This window comes from Nocardia sp. CA-119907 (assembly GCF_050955995.1).
In the GTDB taxonomy this organism is placed as follows: domain Bacteria; phylum Actinomycetota; class Actinomycetes; order Mycobacteriales; family Mycobacteriaceae; genus Nocardia.
Map to the genome: position 1 here is coordinate 438,886 of NZ_CP192091.1, position 24,654 is coordinate 463,539.

Annotated in this window: 22 protein-coding genes and 1 tRNA gene; 9 read left to right on the forward strand and 14 right to left on the reverse strand. The window is 66.9% G+C overall.

The annotated features are described in order from the left end of the window. Nucleotides 1-70: 70 nt before the first annotated feature. From atzF to ACQP2D_RS02035, 6 genes are all read right to left on the reverse strand, one after another. The gene (atzF, locus tag ACQP2D_RS02010; RefSeq protein WP_433682034.1) at nt 71-1,804 is read right to left on the reverse strand and encodes an allophanate hydrolase; all 1,734 of its coding nucleotides are present in this window, start codon (nt 1,802-1,804) and stop codon (nt 71-73) included. Further along, nucleotides 1,801-5,484, reverse strand: coding sequence for an urea carboxylase (uca, locus tag ACQP2D_RS02015; RefSeq protein ID WP_433682035.1), 3,684 nt, complete (start codon nt 5,482-5,484; stop codon nt 1,801-1,803). The genes atzF and uca overlap by 4 nt, the downstream gene beginning before the upstream one ends. 10 nt (nt 5,485-5,494) lie before the next feature. After that, the gene (locus ACQP2D_RS02020) at nt 5,495-6,202 is read right to left on the reverse strand and encodes a GntR family transcriptional regulator (protein WP_433682036.1); all 708 of its coding nucleotides are present in this window, start codon (nt 6,200-6,202) and stop codon (nt 5,495-5,497) included. 541 nt (nt 6,203-6,743) lie between these two features. Further along, a tRNA-Pro gene (locus tag ACQP2D_RS02025) sits at nt 6,744-6,817 on the reverse strand. A 60-nt stretch (nt 6,818-6,877) separates the two neighbouring features. After that, nucleotides 6,878-8,173 carry a hypothetical protein gene (locus ACQP2D_RS02030; RefSeq protein WP_433682037.1) on the reverse strand — a complete coding sequence of 432 codons (1,296 nt, stop codon included), beginning with the start codon at nt 8,171-8,173 and terminating at the stop codon, nt 6,878-6,880. A gap of 48 nt (nt 8,174-8,221) precedes the next feature. Then, nucleotides 8,222-9,184 carry a metallophosphoesterase gene (locus ACQP2D_RS02035; protein ID WP_433682038.1) on the reverse strand — a complete coding sequence of 321 codons (963 nt, stop codon included), beginning with the start codon at nt 9,182-9,184 and terminating at the stop codon, nt 8,222-8,224. A gap of 164 nt (nt 9,185-9,348) precedes the next feature. Between ACQP2D_RS02035 and ACQP2D_RS02040 the strand changes: the two genes are divergently transcribed. Beyond that, entirely contained in the window at nt 9,349-9,813 is a 465-nt protein-coding gene (locus ACQP2D_RS02040; RefSeq protein WP_433682039.1) for a GatB/YqeY domain-containing protein, read from the forward strand. 75 nt (nt 9,814-9,888) lie between these two features. Here the strand turns inward: ACQP2D_RS02040 and ACQP2D_RS02045 are convergent, their stop codons facing one another. Then, complete coding sequence (locus ACQP2D_RS02045) at nt 9,889-12,261, reverse strand: penicillin-binding protein (protein ID WP_433682040.1); 2,373 nt, start codon at nt 12,259-12,261, stop codon at nt 9,889-9,891. A gap of 369 nt (nt 12,262-12,630) precedes the next feature. Between ACQP2D_RS02045 and ACQP2D_RS02050 the strand changes: the two genes are divergently transcribed. Then, nucleotides 12,631-12,954, forward strand: a complete 324-nt coding sequence (locus ACQP2D_RS02050) for a WhiB family transcriptional regulator (RefSeq protein WP_330251089.1) — start codon at nt 12,631-12,633, stop codon at nt 12,952-12,954. Between the two features lie 114 nt (nt 12,955-13,068). Here ACQP2D_RS02050 and ACQP2D_RS02055 read toward each other — a convergent pair whose 3' ends face one another. Together ACQP2D_RS02055 and ACQP2D_RS02060 are read right to left on the reverse strand one after the other, a co-directional pair. Beyond that, a complete protein-coding gene (locus ACQP2D_RS02055) occupies nt 13,069-14,208 on the reverse strand; it encodes an ArsA family ATPase (RefSeq protein ID WP_433682041.1) in 1,140 nt (379 codons plus the stop codon). Further along, a complete protein-coding gene (locus ACQP2D_RS02060) occupies nt 14,205-15,224 on the reverse strand; it encodes an ArsA-related P-loop ATPase (protein WP_433685484.1) in 1,020 nt (339 codons plus the stop codon). The genes ACQP2D_RS02055 and ACQP2D_RS02060 overlap by 4 nt, the downstream gene beginning before the upstream one ends. 385 nt (nt 15,225-15,609) lie before the next feature. Here ACQP2D_RS02060 and ACQP2D_RS02065 point away from each other — a divergent pair, with 385 nt between their 5' ends. Genes ACQP2D_RS02065 through ACQP2D_RS02075 form a run of 3 tightly spaced genes read left to right on the forward strand, consistent with a single transcriptional unit; the run spans nt 15,610 to nt 17,083 of the window. Then, complete coding sequence (locus ACQP2D_RS02065) at nt 15,610-15,771, forward strand: DUF4177 domain-containing protein (RefSeq protein WP_085998464.1); 162 nt, start codon at nt 15,610-15,612, stop codon at nt 15,769-15,771. A 16-nt stretch (nt 15,772-15,787) separates the two neighbouring features. Next, nucleotides 15,788-16,246, forward strand: a complete 459-nt coding sequence (locus tag ACQP2D_RS02070; protein ID WP_433682042.1) for a RidA family protein — start codon at nt 15,788-15,790, stop codon at nt 16,244-16,246. A 42-nt stretch (nt 16,247-16,288) separates the two neighbouring features. Continuing rightward, a complete protein-coding gene (locus ACQP2D_RS02075; RefSeq protein WP_433682043.1) occupies nt 16,289-17,083 on the forward strand; it encodes an MBL fold metallo-hydrolase in 795 nt (264 codons plus the stop codon). A gap of 130 nt (nt 17,084-17,213) precedes the next feature. Here ACQP2D_RS02075 and ACQP2D_RS02080 read toward each other — a convergent pair whose 3' ends face one another. Together ACQP2D_RS02080 and ACQP2D_RS02085 are read right to left on the reverse strand one after the other, a co-directional pair. After that, a complete protein-coding gene (locus ACQP2D_RS02080) occupies nt 17,214-17,888 on the reverse strand; it encodes a Crp/Fnr family transcriptional regulator (protein ID WP_011206875.1) in 675 nt (224 codons plus the stop codon). Between the two features lie 147 nt (nt 17,889-18,035). Then, on the reverse strand, nt 18,036-18,278 hold the full coding sequence (locus tag ACQP2D_RS02085) for a hypothetical protein (RefSeq protein ID WP_040686056.1): 243 nt from the start codon (nt 18,276-18,278) through the stop codon (nt 18,036-18,038). 244 nt (nt 18,279-18,522) lie between these two features. Here ACQP2D_RS02085 and nth point away from each other — a divergent pair, with 244 nt between their 5' ends. Genes nth through ACQP2D_RS02105 form a run of 4 tightly spaced genes read left to right on the forward strand, consistent with a single transcriptional unit; the run spans nt 18,523 to nt 21,741 of the window. Continuing rightward, complete coding sequence (gene nth, locus ACQP2D_RS02090; protein ID WP_433685485.1) at nt 18,523-19,203, forward strand: endonuclease III; 681 nt, start codon at nt 18,523-18,525, stop codon at nt 19,201-19,203. Continuing rightward, a complete protein-coding gene (locus ACQP2D_RS02095) occupies nt 19,200-19,835 on the forward strand; it encodes a redoxin family protein (protein WP_433682044.1) in 636 nt (211 codons plus the stop codon). The genes nth and ACQP2D_RS02095 overlap by 4 nt, the downstream gene beginning before the upstream one ends. Beyond that, a complete protein-coding gene (locus tag ACQP2D_RS02100) occupies nt 19,832-20,551 on the forward strand; it encodes an NUDIX hydrolase (RefSeq protein WP_433682045.1) in 720 nt (239 codons plus the stop codon). Before ACQP2D_RS02095 ends, ACQP2D_RS02100 begins: the two co-directional genes overlap by 4 nt. After that, nucleotides 20,548-21,741 (forward strand): MarP family serine protease, encoded by a 1,194-nt coding sequence (locus ACQP2D_RS02105; RefSeq protein WP_433682046.1) that lies wholly within the window; start codon nt 20,548-20,550, stop codon nt 21,739-21,741. Before ACQP2D_RS02100 ends, ACQP2D_RS02105 begins: the two co-directional genes overlap by 4 nt. 63 nt (nt 21,742-21,804) lie before the next feature. Here the strand turns inward: ACQP2D_RS02105 and ACQP2D_RS02110 are convergent, their stop codons facing one another. The 3 genes from ACQP2D_RS02110 to nhaA form a co-directional block, all read right to left on the reverse strand. Further along, entirely contained in the window at nt 21,805-22,740 is a 936-nt protein-coding gene (locus ACQP2D_RS02110; RefSeq protein ID WP_433682047.1) for an alpha/beta fold hydrolase, read from the reverse strand. Between the two features lie 70 nt (nt 22,741-22,810). Further along, on the reverse strand, nt 22,811-23,311 hold the full coding sequence (locus ACQP2D_RS02115; RefSeq protein ID WP_433682048.1) for a phage holin family protein: 501 nt from the start codon (nt 23,309-23,311) through the stop codon (nt 22,811-22,813). After that, nucleotides 23,308-24,567 (reverse strand): Na+/H+ antiporter NhaA, encoded by a 1,260-nt coding sequence (nhaA, locus tag ACQP2D_RS02120; protein WP_433685486.1) that lies wholly within the window; start codon nt 24,565-24,567, stop codon nt 23,308-23,310. The genes ACQP2D_RS02115 and nhaA overlap by 4 nt, the downstream gene beginning before the upstream one ends. Between the last annotated feature and the right edge of the window lie 87 nt (nt 24,568-24,654).

Here is a 24,654-nt window from a genome sequence, read left to right on the forward strand (position 1 = left end):
ATGTCTAACAGACGAGTTGCACGCCTGTCTAGTACAAATGTGTAAGACATTCGTTTAGTGAGGTAACGGGTTAGTTCTGGCTTTGCAGATAGGCCTTCCAGCCGCCGAAGGAGGTTATGTCAGTGGCGGTGCGGGCGGCGTCGTAGGTGCAGGCGAAGCCGATGACCGCGCGGCCGTCGGAGAGTTCGATGCTGGTCAGTGCCATTGGCGCGGGTAGTGCGGCAAGGAAGCTGCCCAGGCCCGCCGCCGATACCCGGAACAGTTCGCCGAGAATCGGCGCGCCGAGTCCGGGGCCGTGGCGCACCAGTCCCGGTTTCGGGGGCGTGGTGTCCAGTGCGGTCAGGCGGTAGGCATCGGTGGTGCGGATCTCCCCGGTGAAGCGCGCGCCGATCTCCTCGAGTTGCCAGTGCAGTGGCTGACCGCGCAGATGTGCGCCGAATACGGCGAGTTCCACACCGCGGTCGATCAGTGTCGGCGCGGCGTCGTCGCCGAGGATGCGGGCGGCGATATCGATGGCGATCTGATCGTCGAAGGCGGGTGTCACGACCATCACCCCGAACGATGCTCCGGTCGCGGTGGGCAGGCCGGGGACGGCCACCGCCGCCATATCGAGCAGATTGCAGAAGTTCGTGTAGGTGCCCATCCGGCGGTTGATCTCGACCGGATCCGCCTGTACCGCAGCGATACTCGGATGCTCCGTGGTCGTCGGCAGCAGCAGACCCGCGAATCCCCGCAGTGTCACCGCGGCCGCGGCCTTGGCTCTGGCCAGCGCGTCCAGATCGGACGCGAAGCCGGGACCGGTCGTGGCCCGTGCGGCCTCGATGATCGCGGTGACGGTCGGGTCGGCGCTCGCCGGTGCGGTGTCGAGGAAGGTGCCGACGGCCGCATAGCGTTCCGCGACGATCGCGCCGTCGTACAGCAGCCGCGCGGCATCGAGCATGCCGGAAATATCCACCTCTTCGGTTGCCATACCGGCGCTGGTCACCGCGGATACCGTGCGGGCGAAGGCATCTCGGTACGGCTCGCTGAGCGCGGCGAGATCCTCGGCGCGGGGGATCGCGAGCCGAGGTGTGCGCGGTGCGGCGAGTGGTACGTCGGCGGGCCACGTGCGGCTGCGCGGATCCCGCGGCTCCGGTCCGGCCATCACCGCGGCGGCCGCGACCGCGCGGTCCAGATCGGTGGCGAAGACCGTCACGGCGTCGTAGTCCGCACACGCCGGGACGACACCGTGTGCCGGAATGATGCCCAGGGTGGCCTTGATACCCACGATTGCGTGCAGTGCCGCCGGAACGCGCCCGGATCCCGCTGTGTCGGTACCGATTCCGATATCGGCGATGCCCAATGCCACCGCGACCGCCGATCCGGAACTGGATCCGCCGGAGATCAACTCGGGATCCTCGGCATGGCGGACCGCGCCGTACGGGCTGCGGGTCCCGACCAGTCCGGTCGCGAACTGATCCAGATTGGTTTTGCCGAGCACCACGGCACCCGCGGCGATCAAGCGCTCGACCGCCGCCGCGGTCACCTCGGCGGTGTAGGCGAATTCCGGACAGGCCGCGGTGGTCGGCAATCCCGCGACATCGATATTGTCCTTGACCGCGACCAAAACTCCTGCCAGCGGCAAGGATTCGCCAGCGGCGACCCGTCGCTCGACGGCCGCGGCATCGGCGGCCACATCGGCCTGCGCGCGCAGCGTGATCCACACCTCCGGCCGATCGACCTCGGCGATGCGCCGATACGCGGCGGCGACCCGCCCGGTCGGCGTGCCGTGGACTTCGGTATTGCCTAGGACGCCCGAGGTCATTCGGCGGCTCCGATCACTGCTAGTGGGGTTCCCGGTTCTACTTTGGCGCCGGGAGTGACCAGCACCTTCAATACCGTGCCGGTGCCCGGGCTGTGCACCGGCAGTTCCAGTTTCATCGCTTCCAGGATGGCCACCGGGTCACCCGCGCCGAGTCGCTGGCCCACCTCGATCTCGACTCGCCAGACATTGCCGATCATCGGCGCGGTGACAACGGTCGCATCCGGCGGCAATCCGGCCAGCGGGTCGGTGGCGGGTTCCGGCGCACTCGCGATGGTCACGCTGCGCTCGAATTCGCCCGCGGCGCGCCAGGCCTGCTTTTCGACCTCGAACGCGATGGCCTGTCGTTTCTCGAATTCCGCTATGGCCGAGGCATTTTCGGTGAGCATCCGCAGATGGTCGGCGAGTGCGAAAGTACCCTCGCTGACCTCGGCGTCGAAACGTCCCGCCGCCGCGGCCGCGCGCTGCTCGAGCAACTGCTCGGCGGTCACCGGCTCCCAGACGATCCGGTCGAAGAACCGGAACAGCCACGGGGTGCCGGATTCGAACGGCGCGTACTGCCGGTAACTGGACCAGATCGGCACCGTCCGGCCGATCAGCTGATAGCCGCCCGGTGACGCCATGCCGTACACGCAGAGATATTTGCCGCCGATGCCGACGGCATCCGATGGCGTCCAGGTGCGCGCCGGATTGTATTTGGTGGTGACCAGCCGATGTCGCGGATCCAGCGGAACCGCCAGTGGCGCACCGAGATAGACATCGCCGAGGCCGAGCACCAGATATTCGGCGTCGAAGACCGCGGCGCGGACATCCTCGACGCTATCGAGTCCGTTGACGCGGCGGATGAATTCGGTATTCGAGGGCAGCCACGGCGCGGTATCGCGGACACCGCTGCGGTAGCGGTCGATCGCCTCGGCGATGGACGGATCATCGAACGACAGCGGCAACCGGATGGTGCGGCTCGGTACCACGAGATCGTGGGTGGCGGGCAATTCGAGCTCGAGCTCGGTCAAGGTACCGAGCAACCGATACTGCGGCAGCACATCGGGGTCGAAGTGGATGTGCAGTGAACGCACACCCGGTGTCACATCGATGATGCCCGGCAGTCCGGTATCGGCCAGCGCCTGCGCGAGTGCGTGCACCCGCATGCGCAGCCCGAGATCCAGCACCATCTCGCCGTATTCGACCAGGATATTGTCATCGCCGCCGCGCAGATAGGCGACCCGAGGGCGATCCGCGACCGCGGCCACCGTGCCGAGGATGCCGCGATCGTCCAGACCGGCGGGTGCGCCGGAACCGGTGAGCAGACTCCGGGCCGCGGTGAGATCCCCGGTGGTCTCGGGGATATCGGCGCGGGCGCGGGCGGCATTCGAACGGCGCAGCGCGGTGGCGCGATCGTCGTCGACGGGTACGAAGTGCACGGTATCGCCGGGGCGCAGCTGGCCGAGTTTCCAGCGGTGTGCCGAAACCACGGTCAGCGGGCAGGCGAAGCCGCCGAGGCTCGGTCCGTCCGGTCCGAGCAGGATCGGGGTATCGCCGGAGACGTTCAATGTTCCGATGCTGTACGGATTGTCGTGCAGATTCGACGGATGCAGTCCGGCGTCGCCGCCATCGGTGCGCGACCAGGTCGGTTTCGGCCCCTCCAGGCGGATGCCGGTGCGATTCGCGTGGCTGCCGACTTTCCAAGGGTGCGAATAGAACTGGTCCATATCCGCGTCGGTGAAGTATGCGGGCGAGGTCTGTGGGCCGATACCGACGGCCAGTCGCCAGACGTGGGTGAATTCGGGTCGCTCGTCGACCGGTACCACGCGCGGTGCACCGAGATCCGCCCGATTCGCGACGATACCCAGAACATCCCCTGCCACAACGGCTTTGCCGGTACTGCCACCGAAACCACCAAGAGTGAAAGTGGCCGCGCTGCCGTGATACAGCGGCGCATCGATGCCGCCGCGCACCGCGAGGTAGGTGCGTAATCCCGCGTCGGCCGGTGTGCCGATATCGAGCACCGATCCGGCCGGGACGCTCACCGGTTCCCACATGGCAACCGGCTGCCCATCCACCGTGACCGGCGTCTGCGCACCGGTCACACACACCACGGTGGTATCGGCGAAGCGCAGCTGCGGCCCCTGCAGCGTGCATTCCAGTGCAGGTACTCCCGAGGGGTTTCCGACGGCGGCGTTGGCCAGGATGAACGAGAGATCGTCCATCGGACCCGATGGCGGAATGCCGACCTGCCACAGGCCGATTCGCCCCGGATGATCCTGGATCGTGGTCATCGTGCCGCCACGCAGCACGTCGATGCGCTGTCCGGCGGGCCGGATACCCGCCAGCGTGGTCGTGACATGCTCGGCCCCGAGCACTACGGCATCGGCGCCTACGGCACGCAACTGAGCGAGATTCGTTTGGACCCCATAGATCCGGGTCGCGGCCAGCGCATTGCGCAACCCCGCGAAGGCGGCCTCGCGGCTGGACCCCGATGCGATCACCTTGGCCAGCAGCGGATCGTAGAACGGGCTGACCTCGGTCCCCGTGGCGATCCAGGTGTCGATCCGAACACCGGGCGCGGATCGAACAGTCTGATCCGGGAAGGCCGCCGAGGTGATCAATCCGGCACTGGGCCGGTAATCCTGCCCCGGATCCTCGGCGTAGACCCGCGCCTCGACGGCCCAGCCGGTGATCGCCGGTCCACTCTCGGGCTGTTCGTCCACCATCGCGGTATCCCCGCCCGCGAGCCGCAGCATCCACTCGACCAGATCGACCCCGGTCACCGCCTCGGTCACCGGATGCTCGACCTGCAGCCGGGTATTCATCTCCAGGAACGAGGCCGCACCGCGGTCGACGTCGTAGACGAATTCGACGGTGCCCGCCGATCGGTACCCGACCGACCTGGCCAACTCCCGCGACGCCGCCAGCAGCTGTTCCGAGAGCCCCGGCGGGAGCCCGGGCGCCGGCGCCTCCTCCAGCACCTTCTGATTGCGCCGCTGCAGTGAGCAATCCCGGGTGCCGAGACTGACCACGCGTCCGCGACCGTCACCGAAAAGCTGCACCTCGATATGCCTGGCCCGCGCCACGAACCGCTCCAGGAAGACACCGGTCGAGGAGAAGTTCGTCGCGGCCAGCCGCTGCACCCGCCGATACGCCGTGCGTAACTCATCGGCATTGCCGCAGGCCTGCATGCCGATACCACCGCCGCCACCGACCGCCTTGAGCATCACCGGGTAGCCGATGCGTTCGGCCTCGGCCACCGCGTGCTCCGCCGATTCGAGCAGCCCGCTGCCCGGAATCAGCGGCACACCAACGGATCTGGCCGTTTCCCTGGCGATGTGCTTATCGCCGAAGATGCGCAGATGCTCCGGAGTCGGCCCGACGAACGTCATCCCCGCCTCGGTGACGGCGGTAGCGAAATCCGCGTTCTCCGAAAGGAATCCGTATCCGGGATGGATGGCGCCCGCGCCGGTCGACAAGGCCGCATCGATCACCCGGTCGGCGCGCAAGTAGGATTCGGCGGCCGGGCTCGGCCCCAGATGTATTGCGACATCGGCTATTTCGACGTGTGTCGCGCCAGCGTCCGCGTCGGAGTAGACCGCGACGGTCTTCAGGCCCAATGCGCGGGCCGTCCGCATGATCCGACAGGCGATCTCGCCGCGATTGGCGACCAGGACGGTATCGAACTCCAGTGCCACCGGAATCTCCCTATTCAGTTGCCAGGGACATCGCGGCAATCGCCCGCGTGACCCGATCGAGGACCACATCGAGCGATTCGCCGATATGGGTGTGCAGTAGCCGGTAGGCCAGCGGAAGATCCTGTGCCAGTACGGCATCCAGAATTCCCAGATGCTCGGCGATGGTGGTCTCGATCCGGTTGTTGACCATGAAGTCATACATCCGCACATGCCGGATCCGGGAATTCACCGCCTGCAACGAGCGCACCAGTTCGGCATTGCCCGCCGCTGTCAGCAGGGTGACGTGGAATTCCTCGTCCCGGACCACGAAACCGGGCTCCTGCTCCGGCGGATCCGCCCGCAGGACCAGCCAGGCCTCCCGCTCGGCCGCGAGCAGCGCGTGATCGTGCACCACCGCCGGATTATCGATGGCCCGCTGAATTCCACTGAGCTCCAAGGTAATTCGCAACTCATAGAGATCGCGGATCAGTGGAATGCTCGGCCGCACCGGGGTGAAGCCGTACTCCTCGCGCTGCAACAGCCCATCCGAGCACAGCACCGTCAGTGCCTCTCGGATCGGCGTCCTGGATATCCCGAACCGAGCCGACAGCTTGGGCTCGGTCAGGCGCTGGCCGAACCTGATATCCCCGTTCATCAGTTCGCCGCGCAACGTCGTATAAACCACGTCCCGCAACGGTCGTCCCGCCCCATCCGCCTGTGTGGCCACCCGTGTCGACATGCCTGTATACGCTATGGACCTCGCGTTTCGTCGAGATGTCGGCAAGTTAGCAAGCGGTAAGAGTGTGCTCACCGCCCATACGGGACATCGCGGGACATATCGGAACAGCCATGCTGTCATTCGGTCCTGTCCTCGGCGCGCCTCCTTCCGGAACTTCTCACCAGCGGTGCACAGTGAGGTGGAGCAGACAGCAACACCTTGGCAACGCCGCCACGCCACTGCAGGACACATTGCCGCAGCAGGCTGATGAGCGGCCCGGCGCGCGGTAGCGGAGCCAGCGGAGATGACCCGCCGACAGATCTCGCGCGCCGTCCGTCGGTGGCGATCCGCCCTCGGCGCCGGGTGCACCTACGAGCAGTCTCGGGAGGTAGCGATGGAAGCGTTCGTGATAGTCGGGTTGCTGGCCCTGATATCCGGGCTACTAGCGGTCATCGCCTGCGCGGTGTGGTGGCCGACCCCGTACCGTCGGGCCAACCAGCGCGAACAGCTCCGCCCCCGGCCTGTGCGGGCCGGGGGCGGAACCGTTCGTCTCAACCACGAGTCGGGGTGACAGGATTTGAACCTGCGACCTCTTCGTCCCGAACGAAGCGCGCTACCAAGCTGCGCCACACCCCGTGAAGCGAACCTGGAGTAGCTTACAACAGCTCCGGTCCAGACGTTAAACCGGCAGGTCAATCACCCTTCATGGGGTCGAATGCTGGTGAAGATGCGCTGCGCGGTCGCCGCGTCGACGGCGTTGGGGACGCCGGTATCGGCGGTGATCACCATGACGAAGCTGCCGTTCTCGGTGGGGGTGGCGAAGGTGTAGACGGAGTAGTCCGTCGCGCAGCCGGGATTGGCCTTGGTTGCGGTGCCCCTGGTCTCCACGAACATGCCGTGCTGGGAGCCGTCGAGGGAGGTGAGCGGCTGTGCGGGGCTCGGTGTGCCGCCCGATGAGTTCGTGTACGCGATCTTGGCGGTCCTGGTGCCCAGTTCGGTTGCGGCGGTTGCCGAATCGGTGTCCTTGGAACCGGTCAGGAAGGCCACTGTGCGGGTGGAGCCGGGGCAGTAGCTCTTCCCTTCGGTCGCCAGGCCCTTACCGGTAACGGCGTTGGGCGGCTCGCCGAAACCGCCGACCTTGCCGTCGGGGGCCACGGTCCAGTCGGCGGGCACGTCGTAGGCGGCGCCGAGGTCCGATGCCACCACCACCTGATAACCGGGTACGACCGGGGTTTCGTGATTGGCCGGGGCGCTGGGCTGGCTGGTGCTGGAGTGTGCCGGGGTATGCGACGCCGTTGGCGTGAGTGCGCTCACCATCGATGGCGCCGGATTCTGCGCGGAGGTGTTGTCCGGGCCGCTATTGGCGAACACGATCGCGGTCGCTCCGCCCGCGACCACCAGTGCCGCCGCCGCGGCGGCGACCCAGGCGATGCCGCGCCGGTCCCGGCTGCGATTCGGGCGCAATGCGTCCGGTGTGATGCGGTCGCCGAAGAGCGCGTTCAGGCCGGCGTCTTGTCCATAGGCCGCGCGCGTCGGCCCCTGCGGCCCGAATGTTGTTGCACCGGCCTGAAATTGCGCCGTCGAGCCGTACTGGCCCGGGCCGGTCTGCGATGCCGAGGTGGATCCGCGCGGTGCCGTGGCGATCGCTGTGGGTTCCCACTCGGTCGTGGGTTTGAATTGTCCCTGCGCGTTTGCCGTTCGGGTCGATCCGGTGTGGCCGGGTTGCCACTGCAAGGAACCCGCCGCGTCATTGGTGCCGTGGGTCCAGTTCGGCGCACCGCCGCCCGGCGGCGACACCGGCGGATCGAGGTGTACCGGCGCACCGAAGGTGTTGTGCGCCTGCGCTGGCCGGGTGTCAGCGGCGGGGGTGGAACGCTCGGGCTGTCCCAGCGCAGGACCGAATTGTCCGGCGCCGTAATGCTGTTGCTGATACGGCGTCCCGGGTCGCCTCGAATCCGTCGATTCGTCGCGCCGGTCGTCGAAATCACTCACACTGGTCCCCTGCCTGACGTCAGCCTCGGCAAGGGACCTTAGCCGAACTCAGCGTGCGATGGCTTCCGAGGGTGAAACACCCTGGCCGCTATCGGCATTGGGACGCTTCGGCGGTGCGGCGACCAGGGTCAGCAGCGTGGCCTCGGGGCGGCAGCAGAAGCGGTACGGCGCCCACGGCGAGGTGCCGAGACCGGCGGAGACGTGCAACTGGGTGTGCGCACCCCACTTGGAGGAGCCCTTCACCCGCGAACGGTCGATACCGCAGTTGGTGACCAGCGCACCGTATCCGGGCAGACACAGCTGACCGCCGTGGGTGTGCCCGGCCATGACCAGGTCGTAGCCGTCCGCGGCGAAGCGGTCCAGCACCCGGGGTTCGGGCGAGTGGGTCAGGCCGATGCTCAGCACGGCGAGCGGGTTGGGTGCGCCCGCGATGGTGTCGTACCGGTCGCGCTGCAGATGCGGATCGTCGACGCCCGCGCTCGCGATCCGAAAGCCGGAGACCTCGACATCGCGACGGACGTGGGTCAGATCCAGCCAGCCGCGCTCGGTGAAGGCCGCGCGCAGGTCCTTCCACGGCAGCGGCGCGCCGTACACCCGCCGGTGGTCCTTCTTGAAGTACTTCGCCGGATTCTTCGGCACCGGCGCGAAGTAGTCATTGCTGCCGAAAACGAAAAGGCCCGGGCGGGAAAGCAAGCCGCCGAGGGCTTGGACCACCGCGGGCACCGACTTCTGATGCGACAGGTTGTCACCGGTATTGACGACCAGATCCGGTTCCAGCCGGTCCAGCTCCCGCAGCCACTGCTGCTTGAGCTTCTGACCGGGCATCATGTGCAGATCGCTGATGTGCAGCACCCGTAGCGACGACGAGCCCGGCTGCAGCACCGGCATCGTGGCCTCACGCAGTACGAAGGCGTTTCGTTCGATCAGCGAGGCGTAGCCGATACCGGCCACCGCGGCCCCGGCGGCTCCCAAGGCGGTTCGTCGGATGGCGGCGGTCGAGATTACGGGCATTTGCCCAGCATAGGTGACCCCGGTGCGGAACGCCGAGTGTGTTTCCGCACAAGCGGTCGGCGTGGTGCGGTCAATTCGGACCCGCGCCCCCCGGGAGCATTGCCAATACGACAGGGCGCCAAATGTAGTGGGCCGGGAACAGGGAAGCGGCTACCGTGTGGCACATGTCGGAACTCAAATCGCAGCTGCGCGCGGATATGACCGCCGCGATGAAAGCCAAGGACACGCTGCGCCTCGCTACCCTCAGGATGCTGCTGGCCGCCATCCAGACCGCCGAGGTGGCGGGCGCACAGGCGCGGGAACTCTCCGACGCCGAGGTCATTGCCGTACTGCAGAAAGAGGCGAAGAAGCGCAGCGAATCGGCCGAGGTCTACACCCAGGCCGGGCGTGGCGAACTGGCCGCCAATGAGCATGCCGAGGCGCGCATCATCGATGAATATCTGCCCAGTCAGCTGACCGACGCGGAGGTCGCCGATGTGGCCGACACCGCGATCGCCCAGGTCGCCCAGGAACTCGGCGAGCGGCCGGGCATGCGACAGATGGGCCAGGTCATGAAGGTCGCCACCGCGATCGCCGCGGGTAAGGCCGATGGCGCGCGGCTCTCGGCCGCCGTGAAGGCGCGCCTGTAGCGCCGGCCCGAGACGGATGAACGAAACCGCCGACCCGGATCAGATCCGGGTCGGCGGTTTCATGTTGTCGAAGCGCTATCGAGGAGCCGGGAATCCCGGGATGCTCGGGAACCCGGGAATCCCGGGTAGGCCCGGAATCGGAACCCCCGGCGGTGCCGCCGGTCCGGGCGCGGGCGTCGGGACCCGCTGCGTCCCATCACTGATGTAGATCGTGATCACCGAACCGGGAATCGCCGATCCATTGGGCGCGGTCCCCATCACCGTCCCCTTCGGCGGCGCGCCGGGGCCGTTCACCGGCGAGACTTGGAAGCCAGCCGTCACCAGCGCGGCGGTCGCCTGGCCCTGTGACATACCGGTGACATCGGGGACCTGGGCCTGATTCGACCCGCGCACATATTTATCGTCCAGCGGCGGCAGTCCAGGCGGCGGGAAGTTTCCGAGCACCGGCTTGATCGCGTTGAACCAGGTGCGCGCGGGTTCATTACCACCGAAAAGATTGCCGTCGCCGCAGCCGCGCAGCGGGAACGAGCAGATCTCGCCCGGCGTCGGGCTGTCGCCATAGATATAGGCCGCGGCCGCCAGCGAGTTGGTGAAGCCGACGAAGGCCGAGGAGCGGTGGCTCTCGGTGGTTCCCGTCTTGGCCGACAGCGGCGCATTCCAGCCGGTGGCCCGCGCGGCACCGGCGGCGGTACCGCTGATGTCGTCCTGGCCCATGGCGTTGGCAAGGGTGTTCGCCAGCCCGGCGTCGACGACCTGTTCGCAGGCCTGCTGGGTGAGCGGCACCGTCCTGCCGGAGCGGTCGATCACCTCCTTGATCGGCGATGGCGGGCACCACCGGCCGCCGGAAGCCAAGGTGGCTGCCACATTCGAGAGTTCGAGCGGGTTGATCGCGACCGGGCCGAGGGTGAACGAGCCGAGGTTCTGGTCCTTGATCATGTCCGCGAGGCTCTGGTTGCCGTGCCCCGAGCTGCCCGCCTCGGTGTAGGAGCGCATGCCGAGGCGCACCGCCATATCGACGGTCGGGGTGACGCCGACGGCCTGGATCAGCTTGACGAACGCGGTATTCGGCGAGGTGGCCAGCGCCTCGGTCACCGACATCGGTGACTTGTAATTGCCCGCGTTCTGCACGCAGTAGGTGGCCGGCGGGCAGCCGCGCGCACCACCGTTACCCATGCCCTTGGCCTCGAACCGGCCCGGCACATCGAGCTGGGCATTGATACCCATGCCCTTCTCCATGGCGGCGGCCGTGGTGAAGAGCTTGAAAATCGAGCCGGCGCCGTCACCGACCATCGAATACGGCTGCGGCTGCACCGTTTCGTTGGCATTCCGGTTCAGGCCGTAGGTGCGGCTGCTGGCCATGGCGAGCAGCGGATGCGAATCCTGTCCGGGGCCGACCACCGACATCACCTGGGCGACATCATCGAGGTTCGGGTTCGCGGCCTCGGTGACCGAGCGCTTCACCGAATCCTGTAGGGCCGGATCGAGAGTGGTCTTGATCGTATAGCCGCCGGTATTGATCTGTTCGCGGCTTATGCCGGCATTGGCCAGGTACTGCAGTGCGTAATCGCAGAAGAAGCCGCGGTCGTTGGCGGCGATGCAGCCGCGCGGCAGCCCCTTCGGCTCGGGCAGCACGCCGAGCGGTTCGGTCTTGGCCTTGCGGAATTCCTCGGCGCGGCTGGGGATGTTCTGGATCAGGGTGTCCAGCACGGTATTGCGCCGCTGCAGCACGCCGTCGGGATTGGTGTAGGGATTCAGCTTCGAGCTGGACTGCACCATGCCGGCCAGCATCGCCGACTGCGGCACATTCAGGTTCACCGCGTCGACGCCGAAGTAGGTCTGCGCCGCGTCCTGGATGCCGTAGGAGGCATTGCCGAACGGGACGAGGTTCAGGTAGCGGGTGAGGATCTCGTCCTTGGTCAGCTCCCGGTCCAGGGTGAGCGCCATCCGGATCTCGCGCAGCTTGCGCGCCGGGGTGGTCTCGATGGCGGCCCGGCGCTCGGCGTCGGTCTTCGCGACGACGAGCAGCTGGAAGTTCTTCACATACTGCTGATCGAGGGTGGACGCACCCTGCTGCACCTCACCGCTGCTCGTATTGGTGAGGAACGCGCGTAGCGTGCCCTGCCAGTCCACGCCTTCGTGTTGGGCGAAGCGCCGGTCCTCGATGGAGACGATCGCCAACTTCATGTCGTTGGAGATCATGTTGCTGGGGACCTCGAAGCGACGCTGCTCGTAAAGCCAGGCGATGGGCGTTCCGTTTGTATCGACCATGGTCGAGACGGCGGGGACGGTGCCCTCCACCAGTTCTGCGGACACATTGTCGACGGCGTCGGCGGCACGGTTGGAGACGAACCCGAAACCGCCTGCGAGAGGGAACAACAACCCGGCGACGAGCACGGCGGCCAGCGCGCAGCTGCCGCACAGCCTCGCGAGCGTATGTGTGATCGGCACGATGCCCAGACTACGGGGTGCCGATTCGGGGCTCTCGGGTGTGTTTGTCAGTCCGTCGGATCCTGCGGTTCGACTGCCCGAATCGGCGTGTCGCGGGATGGAATCCGGCGTGTCGTTGAAGGGCGAACCACATGTCGGGTCGACCGCCCGGTTCTCGATCACGTTTGCATGGACGGACGTACCAAAAAGTCTCGGGACGGTCTTGCGCAGAGGCCATACCTTTACCTAGATTGAGAACCCAGTGTGATAGAGCTAACACTCAAAGTGGAATGTGGTGCAGTTCGCAGCGGGGTTTGGGTTGCTGCGGCACTGACACGCGATTCTGGAGCGCCGTTGACCCGGTGTTCGGACTGCAAAGGGGCACACCAAATGCACATGACAACCCCCATCGCTCGATTGGACGTGGAGCAGGCCGAAGCAAGGATCGCCTGGGTTGCCCAGGCCCGATGCAAGGAAGTAGACCCTGATCAACTGTTCGTCCGCGGCGCTGCGCAGCGCAAGGCGGCGACGATCTGCAGGCACTGCCCGGTGCTGATGCAGTGTGGGGCCGATGCGCTCGATAATCGAGTCGAGTTCGGCGTGTGGGGTGGCATGACCGAACGGCAGCGTCGTGCGCTGCTCAAACAGCACCCGGAGGTGACGTCCTGGGCGGACTTCTTCCAGGCCCAACGTCAGCATCAAGTAGCAATCTAACCCTGGAAAATGGAACCGAGCCCGCGATTGCGGGCTCGATTCCGTTAATGGGTCTATATCAATCCAGCATCAGAATGTCACGGTGGCCCAAGTGATTTCGGCTCGACGTCACGATCAGGCGGTCACCTCGACCGGGTGCGCATCGGTGAGCTGAGCACCCACCGCGCGCAGCGCCTCCAGATCGGACACCTCGAAGGGCAGCGCGGTCACCGAGGCGATCGGCACCCGCGGATGCGCGCCGGTGAAGCGGTGCAGCAGATGCTGTTCGCGTTTGGCGGTGGCGACCCGCTGCGCGTGGATGCGCAGCACCGCGGCGGTGAGCGGATCGGATTCGGCCAGCTGATCGGCGGTGGTGAGCGCATGATCGGCGGGTAGTGCGCTGAGCACCGGATGGGTTCGATTCAATACCAATCCGGCCAGCGGCATGCGTTCGGTCGAGAGGCGGTCGACGAAGAACGACGCCTCGCGCAGTGCGTCCGGTTCGGCGGCCGCGACCACCAGGAAATGCGTGCTCGGCTTGGACAGCAGCGCATAGGTCCGGTCCGCGCGATCCTGGAAACCGCCGAACAGCGATTCCAGCGACTGCAGGAAGTTCGACGCGTCCTTGAGCATCTGCCCGCCGACAATCGTCGACACAGCGCGCACGGCCAGGCTCATCGCACCGGTCACCAATCGGGTGACACCGCGACCCGGGGCCATGATGACCCGGATCATCCGGCCGTTCAGGAAGTTTCCGAGACGTTTGGGCGCATCGAGGAAGTCCAGTGCGTTGCGGGACGGGGGAGTGTCGACCACGATGAGGTCCCACTCCTTGCGCGCGGCCAGCTGGCCGAGCTTCTCCATCGCCATGTACTCCTGCGTACCGCCGAAGGAGGAGGCGACCGTCTGATAGAAGGGGTTGGCGAAGATCTGCTCCGCCTTCTCCGGACTGGTGTGCTCGAGCACCATATCGTCGAAGGTGCGACGCATATTGAGCATCATCGCGTGCAGTTCGCCCTTGGCCTCGGGGCCGAGTGCCACCCGCTGCGGGCTGTTGTCCAGATCGGCGACACCGAGTGACTGGGCCAGTCGCCGCGCGGGATCGATGGTGAGCACCACGACCTTGCGGCCCTGTTCCGCCGCACGCAGTCCGATGGCCGCCGCGGTGGTCGTCTTGCCGACGCCGCCGGAGCCGCAGCAGACCACCACCCGCGCCGCGGGATCCTCGATGATCCGCGAAATATCCAGTGGCTCGGCTACATTCGGGCTGCTCATCGGACCCCCTGCTTACTCAGATGTTCGGCCAGTTCATAGAGGCCGCCGAGGTCCATGCCGTCGGCGAGTGCGGGCAGATATATCCGCGCCACATCGACCTTCGCGAGTTCGGCGGCGCTATCGTCCTGTGCCTGCAGGGTGGCCGCGTGCTCGACGGTTTCGGTGATCAGACCCTGGAAGTCCTGATCCGACAACGAGATTCCGGCCTCGGTGAGTCCGGCGCGAATGGCGTCGTGGTCGATATCGCCGCGCGCGGCCCTACTGCGCACCTCGGCGGGGAGCTGGCCCTTGGTCGCGCGGTTCACGATGACGGTGCCGATGCGCAGGTCATTGGCGGTGAGTTCGGCGACGGCATCGGCGGTTTCCTGCACCGGCAGCGCCTCGAGCAGGGTGACCAGGTGGATCATCGTCTGATCGGAGTGCAGCAGATTCGAAACGCCCTCGGCCTGTGCGGCAATCGGCCCGCCCTTGGCCACTTCGGCCATGGCCTGGGTCACATCGAGGAAGCTGGCGATCCGACCGGTCGGCGGTGCGTCGACGACGATTTCGTCGAATACGGGCTTGCCCTGCTTGTCCACCCGGACCGCGCATTCCTTGATCTTGCCGGTCAGGATGACATCGCGCAGACCGGGTGCGATCGTGGTGACGAATTCGATGGCGCCGACCCGGCGCATGGCCCGCCCGGCGAAGCCCAAGTTGTAGAACATATCGAGGTATTCGAGGAAGGCGTGCTCGATATCGAGTGCCAGCGCGACCACCTCACCGCCACCGTCCGCGGTGGCGATCCTGGTCTCGGTGGGCGGCAACGGTGGCAGGTCGAACAGCTGGGCAATGGACTGTCTGCTCTCCACCTCTACCAACAGCACCCGCCGTCCGCCCGCGGCCAGTGCCAGCGCGAGCGCCGCGGCGACCGTCGACTTGCCGGTTCCCCCTTTGCCGGAGACATAGTGCAAGCGGGCCTTATCCGCGCGCTCCGGCCAACCCGTTTCTGGCCCCGGCTCCGCCGAAATGGGCACTGCTGTTGGTACTCCCACGATCGCGAGCCTATAACCCGTCCGCAGATCGCGCCCCAGCGATATGGTTACTAGTCGGTTTTTGAGTCGATCCGTCCCAGACAGTGGGACGCGCGCGGCTTTTACCGCCACCGCGAGATCCCACCCTGTCGACTACCGGGCAGCCAGCCCCACCAGGAGCTTGCTCTAGCCCGGTGTACTTCGGGCGCTGAATGATCCGCACATTGGTGACTTCCACGGAGCGAGTCTTACGAGCGACGTTCGAGGCCCGTCTCGCGTCCGAGTCGTCGAAGCGCATGCGGCGAAGTCGCGAGTCTCGACGGCTCGGACGCGAGACACCGGGGGGCCGCGAACACGCAGCGCCGAAGGCGCTGCCAAAGTTAGAGTCATGAGTGATTCGAAGGTGTGGGAATACGCCACCGTTCCGCTGCTCACGCATGCGACCAAGCAGATCCTGGACCAGTGGGGCGCCGACGGCTGGGAGCTGGTGACCGTGCTCCCCGGTCCGACCGGTGAACAGCACGTCGCCTACCTCAAACGCCCCAAGTAAGCGAAGGGATTCGCCAATGACCCAGTGGGAGAAGAACCTCGCCCAGCTCGGCCTGACCCTGCCGCCGGTGGTGGCCCCGGTCGCCGCATATATTCCGGCGATTCGCACCGGTTCGCTCGTCTACACCTCCGGCCAGTTGCCGTTCGTGGACGGGCAGCTCTCGGCGACCGGCAAGGTCGGTGCCGAGGTCTCGCTCGACCAGGCCAAGGAGGCGGCGAAGCTCTGCGCGCTGAACGCGATCGCCGCGGTGCACGATCTGGTCGGGCTCGATGCGGTGGTGCGGATCGTCAAGGTCGTCGGATTCGTCGCCTCCGCACCGGGATTCACCGATCAGCCGCAGGTCATCAATGGTGCCTCGGAGCTGCTCGGCGCGGTCTTCGGTGATGCGGGCGTGCACGCGCGCTCCGCGGTCGGCGTCGCCGAACTACCCCGCAACACCCCCGTCGAGGTCGAACTGATCGCCGAAGTGCGCTAGACAGGTTCGCAGGCAAGGTTTTCGATCGACTGGGGTACTCCTATGACGCTCACCCATCCCGCATACGGCCAGTTGCGCCAGGTCACGCCGACCGCGGCGGTCGTACTCGCGGACAACCCGGGCCAGATGACGCTAGAGGGCACCAACACCTGGCTGTTGCGCGCCCCGGGGCAATCGGAGTACGTGGTCGTCGATCCGGGACCGGAGGACAAGGCGCACAGCGAGGCCATCGCCCGCGCCACCGACGGCAATATCGCGCTCACGCTGATCACCCATCGGCATCACGACCACACCGGCGGCATCGACCGGCTGGTCCAGCTGACGGGCACGTCGGTGCGGGCCAGGACGGCCGAATTCCTGCACGGCGCCGACGCACCGCTGCTCGACGGCGAGGTGATCGAGGCGGCCGGTCTCCGGATCGCCGTCCTCGACACCCCTGGCCACACCAAGGATTCGGTGAGCTTCGTCCTCGATGACGCGATTTTGACCGGTGACACCATCCTCGGCTCCGGCACCACCGTGCTGGATTCCAGCGACGGCACCCTCGCCGACTACCTGGCATCGTTGGACAGGCTGGTCGAGGTGGGTGCGGGACGTGCGCTGCTACCGGCGCACGGTCCGGATCACCCCGATCTGGAGCCGGTCGCCCGGTACTACATCGCGCATCGGCAGGAGCGTCTGGACCAGGTGCGGGAGGCGCTGCGGGTGCTCGGCCCGAACGCGGGCGCGATGGCAGTGGTGCGCAAGGTCTACGCCGATGTCGACAAGCGACTGTGGCTTGCCGCGCGCAGTTCGGTGCAGGCCCAGCTCGAGTACCTGCGCGGCGAGCAGAACTAGAAAAACAACAGCACGCTGAGTTCAGTGGAGCGCTGAACTCAGCGTGCTTTCGCATCTGTGCCGCGGCGTACATCCGTCGCGGCACGACAATGCGGCGGCCGGATGTCCGGTCGCCGATATGGGTCGAGTGTCAGCGCGCCCGGCGGGCCAGGCGCTCGGAGTCGGAGATCAGCACGCTCTTGCCCTCCAGCCGCAGCCAGCCGCGATGCGCGAAGTCGGCCAGCGCCTTGTTCACGGTCTCGCGGGAGGCGCCGACCAGCTGGGCGATCTCCTCCTGGGTGAGGTCGTGGGTGACGCGCAGCGCACCGGCCTCCTGGGTGCCGAACCGCTGCGCGAGCTGCAGCAACGCCTTGGCGACCCGGCCGGGAACGTCGGTGAAGATCAGGTCGGCCAGGTTATTGTTGGTGCGACGCAAACGGCGGGCGAGAACGCGCAGCAACTGCTCGGCGATCTCGGGTCGCTGGTCGATCCAGGACTTGAGTGCGTCACGGTCCATGGTGACCGCGCGTACCTCGGTCACGGTGGTCGCGGTCGAAGTGCGCGGACCCGGGTCGAAGATCGACAGCTCACCGAACATGTCCGACGGGCCCATGATGGTCAGCAGGTTCTCCCTGCCGTCCGGGGAACGCCGTCCGATCTTCACCTTGCCCGAGGTGATGATGTACAACCGGTCGCCTGGCTCGCCCTCGTTGAAAATGACATGCCCGCGCGGAAAATCCACGGGCTGCAGTTGTTTGGCTAGAGCCGCCACCGCGGTGGGCTCTACGCCTTGGAAGATGCCTGCTCTGGCGAGGGCCTCGTCCACGAATGTGCTCCTTATGGGAAATGGCTCTGTCCTGGACCGAAGCGAATCGGCCAACAGCGCAGTCTACGCGGCATCAGGGCAGCGTAGTGACAGACACCACGTAACGAGTGGATTGCGCGCCGTGCCAGGTACCGGTTGGTAGGGCTTTCAGCTGGCGCGTGCGACGTCCAGTTCTTCACCACGGGACCGGCGCCTGCGCATCCGTGCCACCGCGGCGGGCAGTCCGAGCTTCGTCAGCTCCTTCACTTCGGCGTTGCTTGCCTTGTCCAGGTACTGCTGAACCTCTTCGTCGGGTTCGAGAAGTTTGCGGAGCCGATTCTCGACCCGCTCCATGCCCAGTGCGAAAAGCATCAGCACCACTGGGAAGAGCACCACAGCGAGTCCTTGCATGACGAGCAGTAAACACGGTCTAGGTCTCAGATGGAACACGGCAAGAGATCTAGGAGGGCACCGTTGTCGCGTGGTTCCGTATGGTGGACGCGTGCGTGTCTCCCCCTCCACAGCCGCCGTCAGCGGGCCTTCCCCTGCCGCCGAGGCGACCGATGCGCAACCCGCCGCGGTCCCCGTTCCGAAACGCAAATCCCGAGCGCGACAAGCGGAAACCCAGCTGGGCCTGACCCGAAGAGCCCGCCGGATGGACCGTGCGCTCGCGCTGGCTTTTCCGAACGCGCACTGTGAACTCGACTTCACCACTCCGCTCGAATTGGCGGTCGCCACAATACTTTCCGCGCAGTGCACCGATGAGCGGGTGAATCTGACCACACCCGCGCTGTTCGCCGAGTACCGCGATGCCCGCGCCTACGCCGAGGCGAACCGCGCTGAACTGGAGGAATACATCCGGCCGACCGGCTTCTTCCGCAATAAGACCAGTTCCCTGATCGGGCTCGGGCAGACACTGGTCGAACGGCACGATGGTGAATTGCCTCACACCCTCGAGGAATTGGTGCGGTTGCCCGGCATCGGCCGCAAAACTGCCAACGTCATCCTCGGCAATGCCTTCGGTGTGCCCGGCATCACCGTCGACACCCATTTCGGCCGCTTGGTGCGGCGCTGGGCGTGGACCACCGAGGAAGATCCGGTCAAGGTCGAACACGCCGTCGGCGAGCTGATCGAGCGCAAGGAATGGACGATGCTGTCCCATCGCGTGATCTTCCACGGGCGCCGGGTCTGTCATTCCCGCAAACCCGCGTGCGGTGTCTGCATTCTGGCCAAGGACTGCCCGTCGTTCGGGGCCGGGCCGACCGATCCGGAAGCCGCGGCCAAGCTGGTGAAGGGTCCGGAAGCAGAGCATCTGCTCGAGCTGGTGGGCCGGTGAGACGGATACCTGTCGGGGCGCGCTTGGCGCTGGCAGGTTTGATCACCGTGGTGGCCTTGGCGGTCGCGCTGTGGCCGCGCCATAGCGACGACACCGCGGCGCGCGGCGACCATCCGGCGAATTCCGGGACAACGGCCGCGCTCACCGCCCGCAGCGCCGCCGGACTCACCCAATGTCCGGTGCCGGCGGCGGATGCGGTGGGGCGCGGGCCGCTTGCCGGATTAGGCCTCGGCTGTCTGGCCGACGGAAAGCCGGTCGATCTGGCGGCCGCGCTGGCGGGTAAACCGGCACTGCTGAACCTGTGGGCGTACTGGTGTGGACCGTGCGCCAAAGAGTTGCCGGATGTGCAGGAGTACGCGCGACGCGCCGGAAACGCGATTACCGTGCTGACCGTGCACAGCGATCCTGATGAGGCGAGAGCGCTCGCGTTGCTGACCGATTTGCGGGTGACATTGCCCGGCGTGTTCGATCCGCGCGCCAAGGTCCGCACCGCGGTGGGTGCGCCCGCGGTGCTACCGGTATCGGTGCTGCTGCGTGCGGACGGTTCGGTCGCCGAGGTGGTCGTGCGCGCCTTCAATGGCATCGACGATATCGCCGATACGGTCGCGAACAAGCTGGGAGTTGCGGCATGACCGAGATCCCCACGCCCGACAGCATCCCGAAGTGGCTGCGTCGGGCGGCGGACCCGAGCACCGACGCCACCGACACGGTGAGCTTGGCGCGAGCGTTGCGGCGGGCCATGACCGCCAAGGGCGCGCCGCGGCAGGCGGCGGTACTCGTGCTGTTCAGCGGCTCACCCGACCCGGATCCCGATGCCCCCGGCGGGTTGCCCGGCGACGCGGATGTGCTGCTCACCCAGCGCGCGTCCACCATGCGCCAGCACCGTGGTCAGGTCGCCTTTCCGGGCGGTGCCGTCGATCCCGGTGACTCCGGGCCGATCGACACCGCGCTGCGCGAGGCCTGTGAGGAGACCGGACTGGCGCGCGATGGCGTCGAACCCTTCGCCGTACTGCCGAAACTGTTCGTGCCTCCGTCCCGCTTCGATGTGACCCCGGTGGTGGCCTACTGGCACACCCCGAGGGCGGTGCAAGTGGTCAATGAGACCGAGACCGAACGGGTCGTGCGGGTGCCGCTGGCCGACCTGCTGGAACCGGCGAACCGCTTCATGGTGCGCGGCAGCCTCGGCTATCAGAGCGCGGCTTTCCAGGTCGACGGCATGCTGGTGTGGGGGCTGACCGGCGGCATTCTGGCCGGGATCTGCAAGGCCGCCGGGTGGGAACGGGAATGGGACCACAGCGACGTCCGTGATCTGGAGACCGCGCTGGCGGCCGTAGGGATGACGTTATGACCTCATCGGCTTGGCTCGATATCGCGGTGGTACTGCTCGCGCTGCTGGCCGCCTCCTCCGGCTGGCGGCAGGGCGCGGTGGCCTCCGCACTGGCCTTCCTCGGCGTCGTGCTCGGGGCGGTCGCGGGCATTCTCATCGCGCCGCACATTCTGATCCACGTCAACGAGGGCAGACCGCGGGTGCTCACCGGCGTGCTGTTGATCGTGCTGCTGGTCATTGTCGGCGAGGTCGCGGGCATGGTCCTGGGCCGGGCCGCGCGCGGCGGTATGCGCCATCCGTTCACCCGCAGTGTGGACAGCGTCATCGGTGCCCTGTTGCAAGCGGTGGCGGTGCTGGTCACCGCGTGGCTGCTGGCGCTACCGCTGGCCACCTCCTCACAGCCCGCCATCGCCTCGGCTATCAATGGTTCGAAGGTGCTCGCCGACGTCAACGAGGTCTCACCGAACTGGTTGCGCCGCCTCCCCAACGAATTCTCCAAGCTGCTCAACACCTCCGGCCTCCCGGACGTCATCGGTCCCTTCGGCCGCGCCCCGATCGCGGCCGTCGAACCCCCGGACCCCAGCGTCCTGACCAGCCCGGTGGCGGCCTCGCTACAGCAGAGCGTCCTGCGCATCCGTGGCGTCGCCCCGAGCTGCCAGCGCGCACTGGAGGGCTCCGGCTTCGTGATCGCGCCCGAGCGGGTGGTGACCAATGCCCATGTGGTCGCCGGAACCACCAGCATTACGGTGGACGCCGTCGGTGGTCCGCTGAACGCTTCGGTCGTGCTGTTCGATCCGTCCAAGGACGTCGCGATCCTCGCGGTGCCGGGGCTCACCGCTCCGGTGGTCGAGCAGGCGTCGACGCCCGCGCGCTCGGGTGAGAATGCCATCGTGCTCGGTTATCCGGGTGGTGGGCGGTATACCGCCAGCGCGGCCCGTGTCCGCGAAACGCTGGACCTGACCGGACCGACGATCTACCGCAACGGCACCGTCGAACGTGAGGTCTACACGGTCCGCGGACAGGTGCGCGCGGGCAATTCCGGTGGGCCGCTGGTGGATACCGATGGCCGCGCGCTCGGCATCGTATTCGGTGCCGCGGTGACCGACGACGACACCGGATACGTCCTGACACTGGCGGAAGTACGGCCGCAACTCGATGCCGCGACGGCCTCGGTTACGGCAGTGGATACCGGTGCCTGTGTCCTGAGCTGATCGACGGCGGCCACAGGGGTGCGAGCGCCCCTGTGGCCGTGCGAGCGGGCCCCGGGATCGGCGTCAGCCGAGCAACTTGGCCAGCTCGGCGGTGACCGCGTCCGGATTCTCCTGGTGGGCGAAGTGGCCCGCGTCCGGGATCACGACTTGCCGCCGCTGTGGTGACCAGCGACGGCCGCGCTGGAAGGTCGCGGGTAATAGATAGCCGTCGAGTTCTCCGCGCATGGTGAGGACCGGGATGCGGATCGGCTGGCGCATGGTGGCCATGAAGCGGCGCCCGTCCGGACGCCACTGGCTGCGGAAGGCCCAGCGCTGATATTCCAGGGCACAGTGCGCCGCGCCCGAGATCTGGATGGCCGAGCGCATCCGATTGGCCGTATCGATGAATTCGGCACTGCCCGACCAGGTTCGGCTCACCCGCTGGCGCAGCAGCCGCTCGACCTCGAAGCCATTGCCGGTGGTGAGCAGGTGTTCGCCGTACCGCGGCAGCTGATAGCGCAGGAAATTCGGCAGCCAGGCCCGGCGCTGGCGCCGATCCCGCAGCACCGCGCTCTTGAGCGCGACCGGATGCGGGGAACTCACCAGCGCGATCGAGCGCACCAGCCGCGGGTGCAGCACCGCGGTCGTCCAGCAGACCAATCCGCCGTCGGCGTGGCCGACCAGTGTGGCCTCGGAGTAGCCCATGGCGCGGATGAGTCCGGCGATATCGCCCGCCAGTGTCCAGCCGTCATAGCCGCGCGGCGGTTTATCGCTGTCGCCGTAGCCGCGCAGATCCACCGCAACCGCGTGGTAGCCCAGCTCGGCGAGTCCGGTTAGCTGATGTCGCCAGGACCACCAGAGGTCGGCGAATCCGTGCAGCAGCACGACCAGCGGTGCATCCCTGCGGTCCGGCGCCGCTTCGACGACGTGGAAGCGAATGCCGTTGGCGTGCACGTCCCGATGCGTCCAGGGTCCGTCGTAACGGACGCTGGACGGATCGGGAAACGAGTTCGACGACACGCCGATCGAGCCTAGTGCGGCGGCCGCCCCGCCGCCTAGTCGGCGCAGTCGGACCCGGCCGCGCCGCGTTCTACTTCGTCGGCTTCTCGAGCGCGAGGTGTTCCTCGTGCGAGCCGAACCCACTCGGCAGCACGCTGCGCGCCTGCTTGAGCGAATCGATCGTCTTCTCCGGCGCCCGCAGTTTCTTGACCCGCAGATAGCCGAGCAGTGCGAGTACCAGCGTCGCGACGATCATCAACAGGAACACGATGAGGAACGCCGCCCAGCGCGCCAGCCACACATCGAGCAGCTCGCCGAGGAAGAAGAAAAAGAAGAAGGTGCTGAACAGCAGGACGGTCAGCGCGAGGATGAAGTAGACGCTGCCCTGCAGGCCCTTCTTGATCTCACCGGTCACCTCGGCCTTGGCCAGTTCGACCTCGGCGCGCACCAGCGTCGACATCTGCTCGGTGGCATCGCGGACCAGGGTGCCGAAGCTCGCCGATCCGATGGGATCGGTCTCCGAGAGGGGAATCGAGGTGACAGTGCGGCCGCGACGCGACTCGTCCCCGTTACCGCCGTTTGTGAAACTCACTTGGTCGACCCTTCTCCCTGTCCCGGCACTGTATCGGCCTCACTCTCTCGTTCTATCGCACGCGCATCCCGCCGCGCCTGGTGGACACGCCCACGCCGCAACAGTAGCGCCGAACCCGCGAGCGACGCCGTCATTGATGTCACCAACACCGCGGCCTTCGCCAATTCGACGGCCGAGCCGTCGCCTACATCCGCCAGCGCGAGTTCTGCCACCAAGAGGCTAACGGTGAAGCCGATCGCGCCGAGCACCGAGAGGGCGAACATGTCTCGGTAGCCCAGGCTCGCCGGACGTTCGGCGATGCCCAATCGGATTGCCACCCAGCTGATCCCGAAGATGCCGAGGGTCTTGCCCAGCAGTAATCCGAGAATGATGGCCAGCGCGAGCCGGTCGGTGAACAGCTGCTGGAAGACCTTGCCGTCCAACGGAACTCCGGAGGCGAACAAGGCGAACAGCGGTACGCACAATCCGGCCGAGATCGGCTGGATCAGGTGTTCGAGCCGCATCGCCGGAGCCTGCGCCTCACCCGGATCCTTGCGCACCCTGGTCAGCAGGCCGAGCGCGACACCGGCCAGGGTCGGATGGATGCCCGCCTCGTGCAGCGCGTACCAGGAGATCAGTGCCAGCGGCAAATACACCAGGGGCGTGGAGATCCGCCTGTGCTGGGCCAGCGCCCAGCCCGCGAAACAGGCCGCCGCGGCCAGCAGCCACAGCACCGACAGCGTCGTGGTGAACAGCACCGCGATCAGGATGATGGCGAGTAGATCGTCGACCACCGCCAGGCTGAGCAGGAATACCCGCGCGCTCGCCGGAATTCTGGAACCGGTCATGGCGAGTACGGCCAGCGCGAAGGCGATATCGGTCGCCACCGGTATGGCCCAGCCCCGGTCCATGCCTTCGATGCCGAATCCGACCGCCAGCGCGATCAGTGCCGGGGTGATCACGCCGCCGACCGCCGCGATGATCGGCAGCGCGGCCCGCTTGGGATCGGCGAGTTCACCGACCACCAGTTCGCGTTTGAGTTCCAGCCCGGCGACGAAGAAGAAGATCGCCAGCAGACCGTCCTTGGTCCATTCCGCGACGGTGAGGTCCAGATGGAGCGCCCTCATGGGCAGGACGGTTTCGGTGATGGTGACGTAGCTGCCGCCCCACGGCGAGTTCGCCCACAGCAACGCGGCCGCGGCGGCGATCAGAAGGATTGCGCCACCAACGGTTTCGGTGCGTAGATAGCGCGTCAGCTCCGACCGCACTTGGGTGATCACGGGAAACCTTCCGGCAGGGTGGACATGGCTGCGGACGCGCAATCCAACCGATCCGGCTTTCAGCTACACGACCGCATGCCGACC

Coding starts and splice junctions, on each gene's coding strand:
- ACQP2D_RS02020 (WP_433682036.1), bottom strand. CDS start 6,202: ATGTCGACACGGGTGGCCACACAGGCGGATGGGGCGGGACGACCGTTG.
- ACQP2D_RS02040 (WP_433682039.1), top strand. CDS start 9,349: ATGTCGGAACTCAAATCGCAGCTGCGCGCGGATATGACCGCCGCGATG.
- ACQP2D_RS02085 (WP_040686056.1), bottom strand. CDS start 18,278: ATGCAAGGACTCGCTGTGGTGCTCTTCCCAGTGGTGCTGATGCTTTTC.
- nth (WP_433685485.1), top strand. CDS start 18,523: ATGGACCGTGCGCTCGCGCTGGCTTTTCCGAACGCGCACTGTGAACTC.
- ACQP2D_RS02065 (WP_085998464.1), top strand. CDS start 15,610: ATGAGTGATTCGAAGGTGTGGGAATACGCCACCGTTCCGCTGCTCACG.
- ACQP2D_RS02035 (WP_433682038.1), bottom strand. CDS start 9,184: ATGCCCGTAATCTCGACCGCCGCCATCCGACGAACCGCCTTGGGAGCC.
- ACQP2D_RS02075 (WP_433682043.1), top strand. CDS start 16,289: ATGACGCTCACCCATCCCGCATACGGCCAGTTGCGCCAGGTCACGCCG.
- ACQP2D_RS02055 (WP_433682041.1), bottom strand. CDS start 14,208: ATGAGCAGCCCGAATGTAGCCGAGCCACTGGATATTTCGCGGATCATC.
- ACQP2D_RS02100 (WP_433682045.1), top strand. CDS start 19,832: ATGACCGAGATCCCCACGCCCGACAGCATCCCGAAGTGGCTGCGTCGG.
- ACQP2D_RS02050 (WP_330251089.1), top strand. CDS start 12,631: ATGCACATGACAACCCCCATCGCTCGATTGGACGTGGAGCAGGCCGAA.
- atzF (WP_433682034.1), bottom strand. CDS start 1,804: ATGACCTCGGGCGTCCTAGGCAATACCGAAGTCCACGGCACGCCGACC.
- ACQP2D_RS02070 (WP_433682042.1), top strand. CDS start 15,788: ATGACCCAGTGGGAGAAGAACCTCGCCCAGCTCGGCCTGACCCTGCCG.
- ACQP2D_RS02105 (WP_433682046.1), top strand. CDS start 20,548: ATGACCTCATCGGCTTGGCTCGATATCGCGGTGGTACTGCTCGCGCTG.